The sequence below is a fragment of the Lentzea sp. HUAS TT2 genome (genome assembly GCF_051853195.1).
Lineage (GTDB): Bacteria > Actinomycetota > Actinomycetes > Mycobacteriales > Pseudonocardiaceae > Lentzea.
The window spans coordinates 9,876,244-9,893,469 of record NZ_CP196667.1 but is presented as its reverse complement, the minus strand read 5'-3'; the positions used below and the strand labels follow the sequence as shown (position 1 = coordinate 9,893,469).

Genomic DNA, 17,226 nt, shown 5'->3' with positions numbered 1-17,226 from the left:
GGCGCCCGGCCCTGCCTCTGATCAGGCCTCTCCGGACACACCCAGGTAGTAGGCGATCAGCCGGATGAGGTGTTCGGTGTCGACCGGCTTCGTCACGTAGTCGGTGGCGCCCGAGGCCAGTGACTTCTCGCGGTCGCCCTTCATGGCCTTCGCGGTGACGGCGATGACCGGGAGATCCGCGTAGCGCTCCATCGCGCGGATCGCCGAGATCGTGGCGTTGCCGTCCAGCTCGGGCATCATGATGTCCATCAGGACGATGGCCACGTCGTCGTACTGCTCCAGGGCCCGCACGCCCGTGATGCCGTTGTCCGCGAAGATCGCTTCCAGGCCGTGCAGCTCCAGCACGCTCGTCAGCGCGAAGACGTTGCGCAGGTCGTCGTCCACCACGAGCACCTTCTCGCCGTGGAAGCGCATCGAGGTGGACGAGGCGAGCACGGGAGCGGGCGTGACGATGGGCGTCGGCTCGGGCAGGACGATGGCGTCCGACACGACCTTGCCCAGCGGCAGGCACAGGGTGAACGTCGACCCGATGCCCGGTTCGGAACGCACGCGCAGAGCACCGTTGAGCAGCTGAGCCAGCTCACGGCTGATGGACAGGCCCAGGCCCGTGCCGCCGTACTTGCGCGACGTCGTGCCGTCCGCCTGCTGGAACGCCTCGAAGATGACGGCGAGCTTCTCGGCCGGGATGCCGATGCCGGTGTCGTGCACGTCGAACGCCACGGTGGACGGGTCGTCCATGCGCACGTGCAGGCGGATGCCGCCGTCGTGGGTGAACTTCACGGCGTTGGACAGCAGGTTGCGCAGGATCTGCTGGAGGCGGTGCTCGTCGGTGTGCAGGGTCTCCGGCACGTTCGGGTCCACGCGGACGGAGAACTCGAGGTTCTTCTCGGCCGTCAGCGGCAGGCACAGGGTCTCGACGTAACGCACCAGCTCGTCGAGGCGCACCGGGTCCTCATGCAGCTGCATGTGGCCCGCCTCGACCTTGGTGAGGTCGAGGATGTCGTTGATGAGCTGCAGCAGGTCCGAACCGGACGAGTGGATCGTGCGGGCGAACTCGACCTGCTTGGGGTTGAGGTTGCCGTCGAGGTTGTCCGCGAGCAGCTTGGCCAGGATCAGCAGCGAGTTCAGCGGGGTCCGCAGCTCGTGGGACATGTTGGCCATGAACTCGGACTTGTACTTCGAGGCGGTCTGCAGCTGCCGCGCCCGGTCCTCCAGCTCCTCGGAACCGGCGCGCAGCTCGGTCGTGAGGCGCTGCGACTCGACCAGCAGGGCGTCGGTGCGGGAGTTGGCGAGCAGCGTGTTCACGTTGACGCCGATGGCCTCCTTGAGCTGGTCCAGGAGGTCGAGGTGGACGTCGGAGAACTCGTTGAGCGACGCCAGCTCGATCACGCCCAGCGTCTCGCCCTGGAACAGGATCGGCAGGATCACCAGGTTGACCGGGGTCGACTCGCCCAGCGCGGAGGAGACCGTCAGGTAGCCGCCGGGGACGTCGGTGACCAGGATCGTCTTCTTCTCGACCGCGGACTGGCCGACCAGCGACTGGCCCATGGCCACGCGGGTCGTGCGGGCGGAGTCCAGGCGGAAGCCGTAGGAGGCGGTGAGCTCCAGCGTCTGCTTGGACTCGTCCTCCTCGATCTGGAAGAACGCGCCGTGGTGGGCGCTGACCAGCGGCGTCAGCTCGCTCATGATCAACGACGCCAGAGCGCGCAGGTCGCGGTGACCCTGCATGAGACCCGAGAGCCTGGCCAGGTTCGTCTTGAGCCAGTACTGCTCGCGGTTGGCCCGGGTGGTCTCCTTCAGGTTCGCGATCATCTGGTTGACGTTGTCCTTGAGCTCCGCGAGCTCACCGGACGCGTCCACGGTGATCTGCCTGGTCAGGTCGCCCGCGGTCACGGCGGTGGCGACGGCGGCGATCGCGCGGACCTGGGTCGTCAGGTTGGACGCCAGCTGGTTCACGTTGTCGGTCAGCTTCGACCACGTGCCGGCCACGCCGTCGACCTCGGCCTGGCCGCCGAGCTTGCCCTCGGTGCCGACCTCGCGGGCGACACGGGTGACCTCGTCGGCGAACGATGACAGCTGGTCGACCATCGTGTTGATCGTGGTCTTGAGCTCCAGGATCTCGCCGCGCGCCGAGACGTCGATCTTCTTCGTCAGGTCGCCCTGCGCGACGGCCGTGGTGACCTGGGCGATGTTGCGGACCTGGTTGGTCAGGTTGTCCGCCATGAAGTTCACCGAGTCGGTGAGGTCCTTCCACGTGCCGGCGACGCCGGACACGCGCGCCTGGCCGCCCAGGATGCCCTCGGTGCCGACCTCGCGGGCGACACGGGTGACCTCGTCGCCGAACGCGCGCAGCGTGTCGACCATGCCGTTCAGGGTCTCGGCGAGGGCCGCGACCTCGCCCTTGGCCTCGACGGTGATCTTCTTCGAGAGGTCGCCGGTCGCGACGGCGGTGGCGACGGCGGCGATGTTGCGGACCTGGTTGGTCAGGTTGTCCGCCATCAGGTTGACGTTGTCCGTCAGGTCCTTCCACGTGCCGGCGACGCCCTGCACGCGCGCCTGACCGCCCAGCCGGCCGTCGGTGCCGACCTCGCGGGCGACGCGCGTGACCTCCTCGGCGAAGCTCGACAGCTGGTCGACCATGACGTTCAGCGTGGACTTGAGCTCGAGGATCTCGCCGCGCGCGTCGACGGTGATCTTCTGCGACAGGTCGCCGTTCGCGACGGCCGTGGCGACGTGCGCGATGTTGCGGACCTGGTTGGTCAGGTTGTTCGCCATGAAGTTGACGTTGTCGGTCAGGTCGCGCCAGGTGCCCGCGACGCCTGGCACCGTCGCCTGGCCGCCCAGCCGTCCCTCGGTGCCGACCTCGCGGGCGACACGCGTGGCCTCGTCGGCGAAGCTCGACAGCTGGTCGACCATCGTGTTGATCGTGGTCTTCAGTTCGAGGATCTCGCCGCGGGCGTCGATCGTGATCTTCTGCGTCAGGTCGCCCCGCGCGATGGCGGTGGTCACCGAGGCGATGTTGCGGACCTGGGTCGTCAGGTTGTTCGCCATGACGTTCACCGACTCGGTGAGGTCGCGCCACGTGCCCGCGACGCCCGGCACCTGCGCCTGACCGCCGAGGCGGCCGTCAGAGCCGACCTCGCGGGCGACGCGGGTGACCTCGTCGCCGAAGCTCGACAGCTGGTCGACCATCGTGTTGATCGTGGTCTTGAGCTCGAGGATCTCGCCGCGCGCGTCGACGGTGATCTTCTGCGTCAGGTCGCCGAGCGCCACGGCGGTCGTGACCTGCGCGATGTTGCGGACCTGGGTCGTCAGGTTGTCCGCCATGAAGTTCACGTTGTCGGTCAGGTCGCGCCACGTGCCGGCGACACCGGGCACCTTCGCCTGACCGCCGAGCTTGCCGTCCGTGCCGACCTCGCGGGCGACGCGGGTGACCTCGTCCGCGAACGACGACAGCTGGTCGACCATCGTGTTCAGCGTGTTCTTCAGCTCCAGCATCTCGCCGGAGACGTCCACGGTGATCTTCTGCGTCAGGTCGCCGTTCGCCACCGCCGTCGCGACCTGGGCGATGTTGCGGACCTGGTTGGTCAGGTTGTTCGCCATCGAGTTGACGTTGTCGGTCAGGTCGCGCCACGTGCCGGCCACGCCGGGCACCTTCGCCTGACCACCCAGGCGGCCGTCCGTGCCGACCTCGCGGGCGACGCGGGTGACCTCGTCCGCGAACGACGACAGCTGGTCTACCAGGCCGTTCACCGTCGAGCCCAGTGTGGCGAACTCACCGCGCAGCGTCTGGTCCGACATGCGCTTGGTCAGGTCGCCCTCGGCGACGGCGGCGAGCACGCGGCTCAGCTCGCTCGTCGGCCGCATCAGGTCCTCGACCAGGCCGTTCACCGAGTCCGCGATCAGCGACCAGCCACCGGCGGTGCCCGCGGGTGCCACCCGTTCGGTCAGCCTGCCCTCCTGGCCCACCGCCTGGCGGACCCGGCCGAGCTCACCGGCCAGCCACTGGTTGCGTTCCGCGATCTCGTTGAAGACGTCCGCGAGCGCGGAGACCGGCCCGTTCCCCGGCACGACGAGCCTGCGGCGGAAGTTGCCGTCACGCAGGTCTCTCATGGCGGAGAGAACCCGATCGAGGGTCGCGTCCGTCTCTTCGTTGGCCGTGGTCACTCCAAGCCTCCGTGCCTCGGTGGTCGCAGCCAAGCCTGCCACGTTAGGTTGGGAGCGAGGTAACTTGATGCCGCGATGCACGCCAACTACCCGCAGGAGGCCGTGATGATTCGGCCGGCCGCGCTGGGCACCTGCTGATGAGCAGCACCACGGGCATCGACCTCGACGGCTGGCAGCGCCTGGTGGACGGGCTGCGCGAGGCCGTGTTCGTCGTGGACCCCGCCGGGATGGTGCGGGTGCGCAACGCCGCGGCCGCCGACCGGTTCCCCCGCCTGACCCTCGGCGGGCACTTCGACGTGCACGTCGCCGGTCGCCAGCACGACCTCGGCGAGGGCTGGAGTGCCTGGTACTTCACGGACTCCACGCTCGACCACGCCCACCTGAGGCTCGCCGGCGGCACGTCGAGGGAACTGACCCTGAAGACGATCGTGCAGCTCGCGGCCGAGCTGCTGGGCGAGCACTGCGTCGCCGTGGTGCCCGCCACGCGCGACCGGCTCGAGTGGTGGCGGTGCAGCGGCGGCGAGCCGACGGTCGCCCGCGCGCCTCGTCGGGCATCGGCGATCTCCGAGGTGCTGACCGGCACGTCGAGCCTGGCCAGGATCACCTCTTTGGGTGAGGGCAGCTGGGGCGTGCCGGAGGACTTCGACGGCGGCGCGCTGGCCGTGCCGCTGGGGGTCGGCGGCGCGCTGGTCGTGCTGCGCAAGGGCGACTTCGCGCCGAGCGACGTGGAACGCATCCGGTTGTTCGGCAAGCACGCGGCCGTGGCGCTGGAGTCGGCGTCGAAGCTGACGGAGCAGCAGCGGACGATCGAGGTGCTGCGTTCCGCGCTGCTGCCGCTGCCGTTGCCCGAGCTGCGCGGTGTGACGTTGGCCTCGGTGTTCATCCCCGCCCACCAGCGGGCGATGGTCGGCGGCGACTTCTACGACGTGCACCCGCGCACGGACGGCTCGGTGACGTTCGCGCTGGGCGACGTCTGCGGTCACGGCCTGGAGGCAGCGGTCCACAGTGGACGTGTCCGGCAGTCGCTGCAGGCGCTCTCGCTGGTCGAGACGAACCCGGTGCGGCTGCTGCACCTGCTGAACACCTCGTTGCGCGCCACCGGGTCGAAGCTCTTCACCACGATCGTCGTCGGCGAGCTGGTGCCGCTGGCCAACGGGGGAGCGCGGCTCTCGCTCGCGTCCGGCGGCCACCCGGCGCCGATGATCCTGCGGGCGGACGGCAGCGTGCACGAGGTGAGCGCGCCCGGTGCGATCGTCGGCATCCTGTCCGACGTCCGGTTCTCCGGCGAGCAGGTCACGCTCGCGCCGGGGGACACGCTGGTGCTCTATTCCGACGGGTTCACCGAGGCCCGCGCGCACACCGACCGCACGGAGCTGTTCGGCGAACATCGCCTGAAGGCGCTGCTGAAGGAGTGCAAGGGGCTTTCAGCGGAGGAGATCGCCCGGCACTGCGAGAAGGCCGTGCTCAAGTGGCTGGACCAGGACGACCACGACGACCTCGCGTTGCTCGCTGTTCAAGCCCAGTGATGCAAGTTGCTGGCAACAGGCTTGTGAGTGAAATTCCCGGTACAAGGGTTCATCGTCCGTTCGTTTGCCACGCAAGGTCGACCGGTTGAGATCTGCGCATGTCCCACTCTCACGATCACTCGCACGGTGATCACACGCACCACCACCACGAGGTAGAGCCGGTCGAGGGCAGCTGGCTCGACCCCGAGGACGACCGCCCGTCGTCGGTCGAGCGCCGCAAGTTCCTGGCAGGCCTGGGAATCGCGGCGGGTGCCGTCGGAGCCGTCGCCGCCGGTACCGGCAAGGCAGAGGCGCACGTGCCCGTCAACCCGTGGGGCGGGGGCGACCGCTGGTACGCCGGCGACCACCACATCCACACCCAGTACTCCGACGACGGCCAGTACACGATCGCGCAGCAGGTCGGGAAGGCGCACGAGTTCGGCCTCGACTGGGTCGTCATCACCGACCACGGTGGCGTCGCGCACCAGAAGTTCTCGATCGACCAGATCACGCCGGACATCGAGCGCGTCCGCCGGTCGCAGCGCGACGTGCTGGTCTACCAGGGCCTCGAGTGGAACATCCCGGGCGCCGAGCACGCCACCGTGTTCATGCCGCCCGGCAAGAACACCGTCGACATCCTCAAGGCGTTCGAGCTGTCCTACGACGGCCGCATCGCGAACAACACCGAACCGCTCGCCCTGGCCGCGCTGCGGTACCTGGAGGCGCAGGTCCTCTCCGGACGGACCGAGATCGCCCTGATGTTCGCGAACCACCCGTCACGGCGCGGCGTGGACAGCCCGCACGAGATCCGCGGCTGGCGAGACGCGGCCCCCGGCGTCGCGGTCGGCATGGAGGGCGCGCCCGGCCACCAGGCCGCCGGCCTGCCGAAGTCCGCGGGCGGCCCCGGCCGTGCGCGCGGCTACTACGACACGCCCGCCCCGCTGCCGGAGTCGTTCCCCGGCTACCCGGCGGAGTCCTACCGCACGCACGGCGGTTTCGACTGGATGACCGCCAAGGTCGGCGGCCTGTGGGACTCCCTGCTCGCCGAGGGACGGCCTTGGTGGATCACCGCGAACTCGGACGTGCACCAGGTGTTCGGCGACACCCTCACGCCCGGCAAGCAGGACTACGCCACGACCGGGTCGAAGGGCGCGCCGATCGACTCGGGCGTCAAGCAGACGAACTACGGCGACTTCTTCCCCGGCCAGTACGGCGCGAACATCGTCGGCTCCCGGACGAAGTCCTATGTGGACATCATGCGCGGCCTGCAGGCCGGCAAGGTGCTGACCGTGCACGGCCGCCTGATCGACGGCCTGGAGCTGCGCGTGCGATCGCGCGACGACCTGCGCGGCGTGACGCTGGGCGGGCGGACGTTCGTGCGCCGCGGCGGCGACGTCGAGGTGACGATCGAGATCGACCGTGCCTCCGGACCGAACTTCTCGGGTGCGAAGCCCGTGCTGGCCAAGGTCGACCTGATCTCGGGTCCGGTCACCGGGCCGTCGGTGGACCGGGACCTGTTCCTGGCGCCGGAGACGGCCGTCGCGAAGACGTTCGAGGTGCCGCGGACCGGCAAGATCCGGTTCACGCACACGTTCAAGAACGTCGAGCGGTCGTTCTACCTGCGGTTGCGGGGGAGTGACGGCAAGCGGCTCACCTCGTCCGGTGACCCGGTGGTGGACGAGCTCGCGAACTCGGACCCGTGGGCGGACCTGTGGTTCTACGCCAACCCGGTGTTCGTGGACGTGATCTGAGTCCTCTCAGGACTACGGTGGTCGGGTGTCCATGAAGCGCGAGCCCGACCGCCTGGTCCTCTTCACCGACGCCGTCGTCGCCATCGCGATCACCCTGCTGGTGCTGCCGCTGGTGGAGATCACCTCGGAGCCGGGCACCGAGTCCGCCCAGGAGCTGGTCTCCCACCACTGGCCGCAGATCTTCAGCTTCCTGCTGAGCTTCGCGGTGATCGCGCACCTGTGGTTCACCCACCACCGGCTGTTCGAGAACGTGAAGCAGTACAACTCGCTGCTCGTGTTCCTGAACATGGCCTGGCTGTTGACGATCGTCGTGCTGCCGTTCCCGACGGAGCTTGCCGGACGGCCGGGAGTGGACCACTTCACCCAGTACTTCTACATCGGCACGATCACCGTCAGCAGCGCGTTGCTGACCGCGATCACGCTGCTCGTGCACGGCACCCCGGCGCTGGCCGTGGAGGCGCGCGGGCTCTCGCGGCCGGTGGTGCTGCGGGCCGTCGTGCCGACGGTGGTGCTGCTGATCGCCCTCGTGCTGTCGCCGTGGATCAGCTACTGGGGACTGCTGCTGTTGCTGGTCAGCCCGCTGGCGCAACGGATCCGATGACGGACAGCAGCTGCAGCTTCTCGTAGCTCTCTGTGCCGGGCGTCGCGGTGTAGACCAGCAGGAAGTGGTTCTGGTCGGGGTCGAGCAACGTCTGGCACTGCAGTTCCAGCGCGCCGACGCTCGGGTGGACGTACCGCTTGAACTCCTTGGGGCGCAGGCCGATCTCCTGGGCGGCCCACACGGTCCGGAACTCCTCGCTGCGCGCGAGCAGGAGGTCGGTGTAGTGCGCGGCGCGCGAGCCGGGGCCGTGGCGGGTGAGGGCCTCGCGCAGCCCCGAGGCGAACATCCTGCCGAGGAACTCGTGGTCGGCCGGCTCGTACAGCGCGCGGGAGTCCGGATCGGTGAACCACCGGTAGCCGATGCTCCTGGCCGGGCCGGTGTGCCGGGTCGCGTCGCCGGTGAGCGCGATGCCGAGCGCGGTCTGGCGGAGGGTCTCGCCGAGCTCCGTGACGATCTCGGCCGGGGTGTCGTGCAGGCGGTCGAAGATCCGCGCGAGGCCGGGGCTGACGTGTTCGCTGATCGCGCCGCGGGACGGCGGGCTGTGGCCGGCGAGCCGGAACAGGTGGTCGCGCTCGTCCAGCGACAGGTGCAGGCCCGCCGCGATCGCCGCGATCATCTGCTCGGACGGGTGCGTGCCGCGTTCCTGTTCCAGGCGCGCGTAGTAGTCCGTGGACATGTTGCAGCGGGCGGCGACCTCCTCGCGGCGCAGGCCGTTGGTCCGACGCCGCGGGCCGCGCCTCAGGCCGATGTCCTCCGGCTGCAACGCCTCCCTGCGGTTGCGCAGGAACGCCGCCAGGCCTGCCCGGTCGATCGCCATGCCGGCTCCTCTCGTCCCCTCGATCCTCCCGCGTGCGCGCCGCCGTAGCCACGGAGCGAGAGGTCCTGGATACGGGCATGCTGGTCCGGCCACTGTGGAGGAACAACACCACCACGAGCAGGGGAGTGCACGATGACCAGGAAGTTCGACGTCGAGGTCCCGGACCTGTCCGGCAAGCGCGCCGTCATCACCGGCGCCAGCGACGGTGTCGGACTCGGCATCGCCGGGCGGCTCGCGGCGGCAGGGGCCGAGGTCGTCATGCCCGTCCGCAACCCGCGCAAGGGCGAGGCCGCGCTCGCCGCGATCCGCCGGCAGACCCCGGACGCCGACGTGTCGCTGCGGTCGCTCGACCTCTCCTCACTGGCCTCGGTCACCGCGCTCGGCGAGACGTTGCTGGCGGAGGACGAGCCGGTCCACATCCTGATCAACAACGCGGGTGTCATGACCCCGCCCGAACGGCAGACGACCGCGGACGGGTTCGAGCTGCAGTTCGGCACCAACCACCTCGGCCACTTCGCCCTGGTTGCTCAACTCCTGCCGCTGCTGAAGGCCGGTCGCGCCCGCGTGACCTCGCAGATCAGCATCGCCGCCAACCAGAACGCCATCAACTGGGACGACCTGAACTGGGAGCGTTCCTACAGCGGCGGCAAGGCCTACAGCCAGTCGAAGATCGCCTTCGGGCTCTTCGGGCTGGAACTGGCGAGGCGCAGCGAGGCGGGTGGCTGGGGCATCACGAGCAACCTCGCCCACCCCGGCGTCGCGCCGACCAGCCTGCTCGCCGCCCGTCCCGAGGTCGGCCGCGCGAGCGACACCGTGGGCGTGCGTGCGATCCGGGTTCTGTCCTCGGTGGGTGTCCTCGGCACGGTCGAGTCGGCTCAGCTGCCGGCACTGCTCGCGGCGACGTCACGCGAGGTCGGCACGTTCTACGGCCCGACCCGCTTCGGGCACCTGAGCGGCCCGCCCGCGCCGCAGGCCCTCTACAGCCGCCTGCGGGACGCCGACGAGGCCCAGCGCGTGTGGCGGGTGTCCGAGGAGCTGGTCGCTAGCGGACTCCGTGCGGGCGGAACTGGACGCTGATCCGCGGCCCGACGACCTTCGAGGTCTTCGGGATCGCGTGCTCCCACGTGCGCTGGCACGAGCCGCCCATCACGAGCAGGTCGCCGTGCCCGAGCGCGTACTTGTGGGTCTCACCGCCACCGCGCGGCCGGAGCAGCAGCGCGCGTGGCGTGCCGACGGACAGGATCGCGACCATCGTGTCCTCGGTCTGGCCGCGGCCGATGGTGTCGCCGTGCCACGCCACGCTGTCCCGCCCGTCGCGGTAGTAGCAGAGCCCGGCGGTGGTGAACGGCTCCTGGAGCTCGGGCAGGTAGTGCCGCGACAAGGCCTCACGGGCGGTGGTGAGGACGTCGAACGGCAGCGCGCCGCTGTAGAAGCAGAGCAGGCGCGGCACGTCGACCACGGTGTCGTACATCTGGCGGCGTTCGGCCCGCCACGGCACCTCGTCGACGAGCTGGTCGAACAGCGCGTCGGCGCCCGCGAGCCAGCCGGGCTGGACGTCGATCCAGGCGCCGTGGCCGAGTTCGGTGCGGCGCGGGGCGAGCGGGGCCAGTTCCGGCTCCGTCTCCAGGTCGAACAGCGATCCCTGGCGCATGAACCGCAGGATAATCGAACGTGTGTTCTAAGGCCAGTCAGGGCTTGAGCACGGCCCACACGGCGTCCGCGACGAGCTCGCGCGCCTGCTCCAGCTCGAACACCCCGAGCAGGAACCGGCGCACCGACTCGTGCGCCGGTCCCATCGCCACGGGTTCCAGCGCCCACGGCGGGACCGTGCGCAGCTCACCGGCCGCCATCCGGTCTAGGAACCAGGCCAGCACCGGCGCGAACTCCGCCGTCTTCGCCGCCGGGTCGGCGTGGTCCGGTGCGGCGTAGAGGAAACGCGCCCGGCTGGGGTTCTCGACGACCCAGTCGAGGTAGCTCAGCGTCAGGCCGCGCACGCCCTCCTCGGCCGAGCCGGCCTGCAGCGCGGGCAGCATCGCGGCGACACAACGGGAGTAGCTGTCGGCGTAGAGCTGCGCGAACACGCCCGCGCGGCTGCCGAAGTGGTGGTAGATGCTGCCGTTCGACATGCCGGACCGCTCGGTCAGCGCCGCGATCGTGACGGCGTCGAGGCCGCCTTCCCCGACGAGCTTGAGCGCCGCGTCGAGGAGAGACTGTCGTCGGTCGGACATGAGGGTTAGAGTACCGCTCTGGAGCGACGCTCCAGAGAAGGGGAGAAGCAATGGCGCTGTCGATTCCCGGCCTGCTGCGCGACCGGGTCGCCCGCACGCCCGACGCCGAGGCGATGCGGTACCGCGACAACGGTGGCTGGGTCTCGCTCACGTGGGCCGAGCTGCAGGAACGGGTGGCCGCGGAGGCGTTCGGACTGGCCGGGAGGGGCCTGCGCAAGGGCGACCGCGTCGCGTTGATGGGGCCCACGACGATCGAGTGGATCGTCACCGACCTCGCCGTGCTCGCCGCGGGTGGCGCCACCACGACGATCTACCCGAACAGCACGGCCGCGGAGGTCGCGCACATCATCGGCGACTCCGGCAGCCGGATCGTGGTCGTGGAGACCGACGAGCACGCCGCGATGATGCCGGACGGCGTCGAGGTGCTGCGGTTCGGCGCGATCCCGCGGGACTCGGGTGACTACGACGCGCTGATCGGTGAGCTGGGACCGGACGACCTGGCGACGCTGATCTACACCTCGGGCACGACCGGCACGCCCAAGGGCGTCGAGCTGACCCACGAGAACTGGCTGACGACGGCGGAAGCCGTTGCCTCCCTGGGCATTCTGCAGCCGACGGACCTGCACTTCCTGTGGCTGCCGCTGTCGCACGCGTTCGGCAAGGTGCTGACGATGGCGATGATCGCCGCGGGCGTGCCCACCGCCGTCGACGGCAGCGTCGAGCGGATCGTGGACAACCTCGGCGAGCTGCGGCCGTCCATCGTGGCCGCCGCGCCGCGCATCTTCGAGAAGATCCACGGCCGGATCGTCGCGGGGGCGCGGGAGAAGGGCGGCGTCACCGAGAAGATCTTCCGGTGGGCCGACCGCGAGCACGGCCCTGTGACGCGCTGGCTCGCGGATCGCCTGGTGTACCGCAAGTTGCGCGACCGCGTGGGCGGCCGGATCCGCTACTTCGTGTCGGGCTCGGCACCGCTCGCGCCCGAGATCGCGGAGTTCTTCGCGCGCGCCGGCATCACGATCCTGGAGGGCTACGGGCTCACCGAGTCGTCCGCGGCGACGTTCTTCAACCGGCCGGGCATGATCGCGATCGGCACGGTCGGGCCGCCGATCCCCGGCATGGAGGTCAAGATCGCCGACGACGGCGAGGTGCTGCTGCGCGGCCCCGGCGTCATGCGCGGCTACCACAACCGGCCGGACGCGACCGCCGAGTCGCTGGTAGACGGCTGGCTGCACACCGGCGACATCGGCGAGCTCGACGACGCGAGCCGGTTGCGGATCACCGACCGCAAGAAGGAGCTGATCAAGACCTCCGGCGGCAAGTACGTGGCGCCGACCAGGATCGAGAGCATGATCAACGCCGCGTCGCCGTACATCAGCAACGTGATCGTGCACGGCGACCGGCGCAAGTACTGCGTGGCGCTCGTGACGCTCGACCCCGACACCGCGGCGGGACTCACGGACGCCGAGACCGAGGTCGGCAACGCGGTCAGGACCGTCAACGCGCAGCTCGCAAGGCACGAGACGATCAAGCGGTTCGCCGTGCTGGAGCACGACTTCAGCGTCGAGGACGGGTTGCTGACCGCGTCGCTGAAGCCGCGCCGCCGCGAGATCGAGAGGCGCTACAAGGACGTTCTCGACAGCCTGTACTAGCGGGCACCAGTGAGCCGCCCACCGACGGAAGTGGTGGGCGGCTCACTGGAGGTTCGTCAGCGGCGGCCGCGCGGTTCGTCGTCGCGCTCGACCTCGACGCGTTCCTTGCGGACCTCGCCCTTGATGTCCTTCTGCTCGGTGACGGAGTCCTTCTCCAGCCGCACCCGTTCGACGGCCTCGGTGCGCTTCTGCACCACCGGTTCCTCGCGGTGCAGCGTGACCTCGGCCTGTTCGTCGGTGAACGCCCTGCCGGTGTTGCCCTGCGCGGGCTCGCGGACGACCCGGACCTCCTCGTGCGTCACGGGCACGGTGATGTTGCGCTGCTCGGTGACCGTGTGCTTGACCAGCCGCACCCGGCCCGTCTCGACGCTGCGCGTGCCGACGTCGAGCTTCTCCTCCGAGAGCGTGACCTCCGCCGCGTCACCACGGCCGGTGGCGCGCTGCCCGGAACCCTGCTGCCCTGAACCCTGCTGCCCGGCGGCCTGCTTGCCGTTGCCGCCCTTGCCACCGAGCCGGTCGTGCTCACCGGTCTTCGCCTGCGGGATCATCCCGTAGTGCCGGTAGAGCGCCTCCTGCTCCTGGTCCGACATGTGGTCGCCCGAGGTGTGCATGCTCGGCGACTCCTTCACCTGCTCCTTGGTGACGGGGACGGTGATCGCGCCGCCCGCCACCTGTCCCTGCTGGATCGGCACGAAGCTCTCCTTCATGCCGAACAGTCCGGTGTGGACCTCGGCCCACATCGGCTTGCCGGTGCCGTCCTCGAGCCACACCCGTTTGACCGAACCGATCTTCTCGCCCCGGTTGTCGATCACGTCGCAGTCGTACAGAGCCTCAACGTGCGTCTGATCGATCATCGTGTCGTCCCTCCGCGTTGGCCGTTGCCTGTGAACGCGAGGTACCCACCACTGTGGACTCAATCGCAGGGCACCACCGACCGGGTGACCGCGCCCGCCTGGCGGTTCAGCCGACCGGGCGACCCCGGTCACCAGGCGATGACGCCCTCGTCGTCGAAGAAACCACCGCGCGGCCCGTCGTCGGGCAGGGTCGCGAGCCGGAGCGCGATCGCGGCGCCCTGCTCGGGCGTCCGCGGTGAGGCGAAGCCGGTGAAGTCGGTCGCGACGTAGCCGGGGCAGCAGGCGTTGACGATGACGTTCGTGCCGTCGAACGCCCGCGCGTACTGGACGGTGATGCTGTTGAGCATCGACTTCGACGGCGCGTACGCGGCCATGATCGGGCCGGTCCGCAACGCGAGCGAGCCCATGTTGCTCGACACGTTGACGATCCGCGGCGAGGGGGAGCGGCGCAGCAGCGGGAGCATCGCGTTCGTGACGCGGACGACCCCGAACACGTTGGTGTCGAGGACGGTCCGGACGACGTCGAGGTCGAGCGTCGTCGGGTCCTGGGCTCCCGAGTCCGTCCGGCCGCCGATGCCGGCGTTGTTGACGAGCACGTCGAGCCGTTCGATGGTGGCGGCGGCCTCCGCGACGCTGTCGTCGGAGGTGACGTCCAGCGCGACGCCGAACGCGTCGATCCCGTTGGCGCGCAGGTGTTCGACGGCGTCCTTGCGGCGGACGTCGTCGCGCGCGCCCACCCCGACCCGGAAGCCGAGCGCTCCGAGCCCTTCGGCGATGGCGAGGCCGATTCCCTTGTTCGCGCCGGTGACCAGCGCAGTCTTCTTGTCCACGTCCTCATGCTCGGTCTGCCGCGCGGTCGCTGTCCAAGATCGATTCAGTAAGCTGTGATACCTCACGGGTATTAGGCTCGGTCCGTGGACGATCTGGAGACCCGCGAGCTCAGGTACTTCGTGGCCGTCGCGGAGGAGCTCCACTTCGGCCGTGCCGCCACCCGTCTCGGCATCGCCCAGCCGCCCCTCTCGCGGGCGATCCACCAGCTGGAACGACGCCTCGGCGTCCAGCTGCTCGACCGGGACCGCCGTGGCGCCGCGCTCACCGGCGCGGGCCAGGTGTTGTTGCGGGAGGCCAGAACGGCACTCGACGCGGTCGCTGCCGCCGCCCGACGCACCCGCCGCGCCGGGGACCCCGCGAGGCCGTTGGTGCTCGTGACGAAGGCAGGGGCGTCGCACGAGCTGTTGCGGACGCTGCTCGACGCGCTGGCGGACCCGGTCGAGGTCCTGCTGTGCGAGGTGGGGGAGCAGGCCCACCGGCTGCGCGACGGGCAGGCCGACATCGCGCTGATGCACCGGCCGTTCGACGACCTCGCCGGGTTCGACACCGCCGACCTGCACACCGAGAGCCAGGTGGCGATCGTCCCTGCGGCGCACCCGCTCGCGGCCCGCGAGAGCGTCACGCTGGCGGAGGTCAGCTTTGTACCGGACCTGCCGATCGCCCGCTGGCCCCGGCTAGACGGCACCTACCCGGACGGGCCGGGACCCGAGGTGCGCACCCAGTCGCAGCTCGCCCAGCTCGTGGCGCTCGGCAGGACCCTGCTCGTCATCCCCGCCTCCAGCCGCGCCTGGCAGTGGCCGGAGCACGTCGCGGTGCCCGTGACCGACGCGCCGGACGTGACGACGGTGCTCGCCTGGCCGCCGGGCTCGCCAGTGGAGTCACTGGTCCGCTCGGCGGCCGGGCTTCGCGTCTGAGCATCTGGCCGGCACAGCCCGTTGCACCCAGTCCCCGAAAGTGCCCCAGGGGCCTTCGCGCGCTCTCTTTTCTGCGGCACGCGGGGGCCCCGCGTGTGTTCTGAGAGTACGTAGGGTCCCCGCGTGAGGTTCTAGAGTTGAGCCGGGTGTGCTCAAGTTCTGGGTTGGGGGCGTAGCCTGCCGGTTCGGGCAGGGCTTCTGAACAGGTGCTTAGTCGCAGACCGCGCCGCGTGAGGCGGAGCCGACCAGCTTGGCGTACTTGGCGAGCACACCGCGTTCGTACCGCGGGGGCAGCGGCGCCCAGCCCTCACGGCGGCTGTCCAGGTCGGCCTCGACGTCGAGCGTGCCCTTGGCGACGTTCAGCGTGATCTGGTCGCCGTCGCGCACGAACGCGATGGGCCCGCCGTCGACGGCCTCCGGTGCCACGTGCCCGACGCAGAGTCCGGTCGTGCCACCGGAGAACCGGCCGTCGGTGAGCAGCAGGACGTCCTTGCCGAGGCCCGCGCCCTTGATCGCCGCGGTGATCGCGAGCATCTCCCGCATGCCGGGCCCGCCCTTGGGGCCCTCGTAGCGGATGACCACGACATCTCCGGCCGTGATGGTGCCGTCCTCCAGCGCGTCCATCGCGGCGCGTTCGCGGTCGAACACCCGCGCGGTGCCGGTGAAGACGTCCGAGTCGAAGCCCGCGGACTTGACCACGGCGCCGTCCGGGGCGAGCGAGCCCTTGAGGATCGTGATGCCGCCGGTGTGGTGGATGGGCTTGTCGAGCGCGCGCAGCACCAGGCCGTCGGGGTCCGGCGGGTTGATGTCCGCGAGGTTCTCGGCGACCGTGCGGCCGGTGACGGTGAGGCAGTCGCCGTGCAGCAGACCGGCGTCCAGCAGCGCCTTCATCACCACGGGCACGCCGCCGATGCGGTCGACGTCCGTCATCACGTGCCGCCCGAACGGCTTCACGTCCGCGAGGTGCGGCACGCGCTCGCCGATGCGGCTGAAGTCGTCCAGCGACAGTTCGACGCCGGCCTCGTGCGCGATGGCGAGCAGGTGCAGCACCGCGTTGGTGGAGCCGCCGAACGCCATGACGACGGAGATCGCGTTCTCGAACGCCTCGCGCGTCATGATCTGCCGCGCCGTGATGCCCTTGCGCAGCATCTCGACCACGGCCTGCCCTGACCGTCGCGCGAACCCGTCGCGGCGGCGGTCGGTGGCCGGGGGAGCGGCACTGCCGGGCAGCGACATGCCCAGCGCCTCGGCCGCGCTGGCCATGGTGTTCGCCGTGTACATGCCACCGCACGCGCCCTCGCCGGGGCAGATCGCGCGTTCGATCAGGTCGACGTCCTCACGGCTCATCAGTCCGCGCGCGCAGGCCCCGACGGCCTCGAACGCGTCGATGATCGTGACCTCCTTCTCGGTGCCGTCGGTCAGCGTGACCCTGCCGGGCAGGATCGACCCCGCGTAGAGGAACACGCTGGCCAGGTCGAGCCGCGCCGCCGCCATCAGCATGCCGGGCAACGACTTGTCGCAGCCCGCGAGCAGCACCGAACCGTCCAGCCGCTCGGCCATCATCACGGTCTCGACGCTGTCGGCGATCACCTCGCGCGAGACCAGCGAGAAGTGCATGCCCTCGTGGCCCATCGAGATGCCGTCCGACACCGAGATCGTGCCGAACTCCAGCGGGTACCCGCCCGCCGCGTGCACGCCGTCCTTCGACGCCTTCGCGAGCCGGTCCAGCGACAGGTTGCAGGGCGTGATCTCGTTCCACGACGAGGCGACGCCGATCTGCGGCTTCTCCCAGTCCTCGTCACCCATGCCGACGGCCCGGAGCATGCCGCGCGCGGCGGTGCGCTCCAGGCCGTCGGTCACGTCGCGGCTGCGTGGCTTCACGTCCGGTGTCTCGGTCATGAGGGCACGC

At 70.2% G+C, this 17,226-nt stretch carries 13 protein-coding genes; 6 read left to right on the top strand and 7 right to left on the bottom strand.

Annotated elements, in window-relative coordinates; all coding sequences use genetic code 11:
• Positions 1 to 21: 21 nt before the first annotated feature.
• Positions 22 to 4,167 carry a HAMP domain-containing protein gene (locus ACSHWB_RS46795; protein ID WP_439659803.1) on the bottom strand — a complete coding sequence of 1,382 codons (4,146 nt, stop codon included), beginning with the start codon at positions 4,165 to 4,167 and terminating at the stop codon, positions 22 to 24.
• A gap of 137 nt (positions 4,168 to 4,304) precedes the next feature.
• On the opposite strand from ACSHWB_RS46795, the gene ACSHWB_RS46790 reads away from it, so the two are divergent.
• From ACSHWB_RS46790 to ACSHWB_RS46780, 3 genes are all read left to right on the top strand, one after another.
• A complete protein-coding gene (locus ACSHWB_RS46790) occupies positions 4,305 to 5,693 on the top strand; it encodes a PP2C family protein-serine/threonine phosphatase (RefSeq protein WP_439659802.1) in 1,389 nt (462 codons plus the stop codon).
• Between the two features lie 98 nt (positions 5,694 to 5,791).
• A complete protein-coding gene (locus tag ACSHWB_RS46785; RefSeq protein ID WP_439659801.1) occupies positions 5,792 to 7,423 on the top strand; it encodes a PHP domain-containing protein in 1,632 nt (543 codons plus the stop codon).
• A gap of 31 nt (positions 7,424 to 7,454) precedes the next feature.
• Positions 7,455 to 8,024: a TMEM175 family protein gene (locus ACSHWB_RS46780; RefSeq protein WP_439664795.1), complete on the top strand. Its 570-nt coding sequence runs from the start codon at positions 7,455 to 7,457 to the stop codon at positions 8,022 to 8,024.
• Here ACSHWB_RS46780 and ACSHWB_RS46775 read toward each other — a convergent pair.
• On the bottom strand, positions 7,996 to 8,841 hold the full coding sequence (locus ACSHWB_RS46775; protein ID WP_439659800.1) for a helix-turn-helix transcriptional regulator: 846 nt from the start codon (positions 8,839 to 8,841) through the stop codon (positions 7,996 to 7,998). The two genes, ACSHWB_RS46780 and ACSHWB_RS46775, sit on opposite strands and share 29 nt — an antisense overlap.
• Positions 8,842 to 8,973: 132 nt before the next feature.
• On the opposite strand from ACSHWB_RS46775, the gene ACSHWB_RS46770 reads away from it, so the two are divergent.
• Positions 8,974 to 9,918 (top strand): SDR family oxidoreductase, encoded by a 945-nt coding sequence (locus ACSHWB_RS46770; RefSeq protein ID WP_439659799.1) that lies wholly within the window; start codon positions 8,974 to 8,976, stop codon positions 9,916 to 9,918.
• Here the strand turns inward: ACSHWB_RS46770 and ACSHWB_RS46765 are convergent.
• Together ACSHWB_RS46765 and ACSHWB_RS46760 are read right to left on the bottom strand one after the other, a co-directional pair.
• Positions 9,884 to 10,492 (bottom strand): alpha-ketoglutarate-dependent dioxygenase AlkB, encoded by a 609-nt coding sequence (locus tag ACSHWB_RS46765; RefSeq protein ID WP_439659798.1) that lies wholly within the window; start codon positions 10,490 to 10,492, stop codon positions 9,884 to 9,886. The genes ACSHWB_RS46770 and ACSHWB_RS46765 overlap by 35 nt on opposite strands.
• Before the next feature lie 37 nt (positions 10,493 to 10,529).
• Positions 10,530 to 11,069, bottom strand: coding sequence for a TetR/AcrR family transcriptional regulator (locus ACSHWB_RS46760; RefSeq protein ID WP_439659797.1), 540 nt, complete (start codon positions 11,067 to 11,069; stop codon positions 10,530 to 10,532).
• A 50-nt stretch (positions 11,070 to 11,119) separates the two neighbouring features.
• On the opposite strand from ACSHWB_RS46760, the gene ACSHWB_RS46755 reads away from it, so the two are divergent.
• Entirely contained in the window at positions 11,120 to 12,718 is a 1,599-nt protein-coding gene (locus tag ACSHWB_RS46755) for an AMP-dependent synthetase/ligase (protein ID WP_439659796.1), read from the top strand.
• A gap of 56 nt (positions 12,719 to 12,774) precedes the next feature.
• On the opposite strand, the gene ACSHWB_RS46750 is transcribed toward ACSHWB_RS46755, so the two are convergent.
• Both ACSHWB_RS46750 and ACSHWB_RS46745 read right to left on the bottom strand, forming a co-directional pair.
• Entirely contained in the window at positions 12,775 to 13,572 is a 798-nt protein-coding gene (locus tag ACSHWB_RS46750; protein WP_439659795.1) for a DUF2382 domain-containing protein, read from the bottom strand.
• A 128-nt stretch (positions 13,573 to 13,700) separates the two neighbouring features.
• Positions 13,701 to 14,402, bottom strand: coding sequence for an SDR family oxidoreductase (locus ACSHWB_RS46745; RefSeq protein WP_439659794.1), 702 nt, complete (start codon positions 14,400 to 14,402; stop codon positions 13,701 to 13,703).
• An 84-nt stretch (positions 14,403 to 14,486) separates the two neighbouring features.
• Between ACSHWB_RS46745 and ACSHWB_RS46740 the strand changes: the two genes are divergently transcribed.
• Positions 14,487 to 15,317 carry a LysR family transcriptional regulator gene (locus ACSHWB_RS46740; RefSeq protein ID WP_439659793.1) on the top strand — a complete coding sequence of 277 codons (831 nt, stop codon included), beginning with the start codon at positions 14,487 to 14,489 and terminating at the stop codon, positions 15,315 to 15,317.
• A gap of 210 nt (positions 15,318 to 15,527) precedes the next feature.
• Here the strand turns inward: ACSHWB_RS46740 and ilvD are convergent, their stop codons facing one another.
• Positions 15,528 to 17,216 (bottom strand): dihydroxy-acid dehydratase, encoded by a 1,689-nt coding sequence (ilvD, locus tag ACSHWB_RS46735; protein ID WP_439659792.1) that lies wholly within the window; start codon positions 17,214 to 17,216, stop codon positions 15,528 to 15,530.
• Positions 17,217 to 17,226 lie beyond the last annotated feature (10 nt).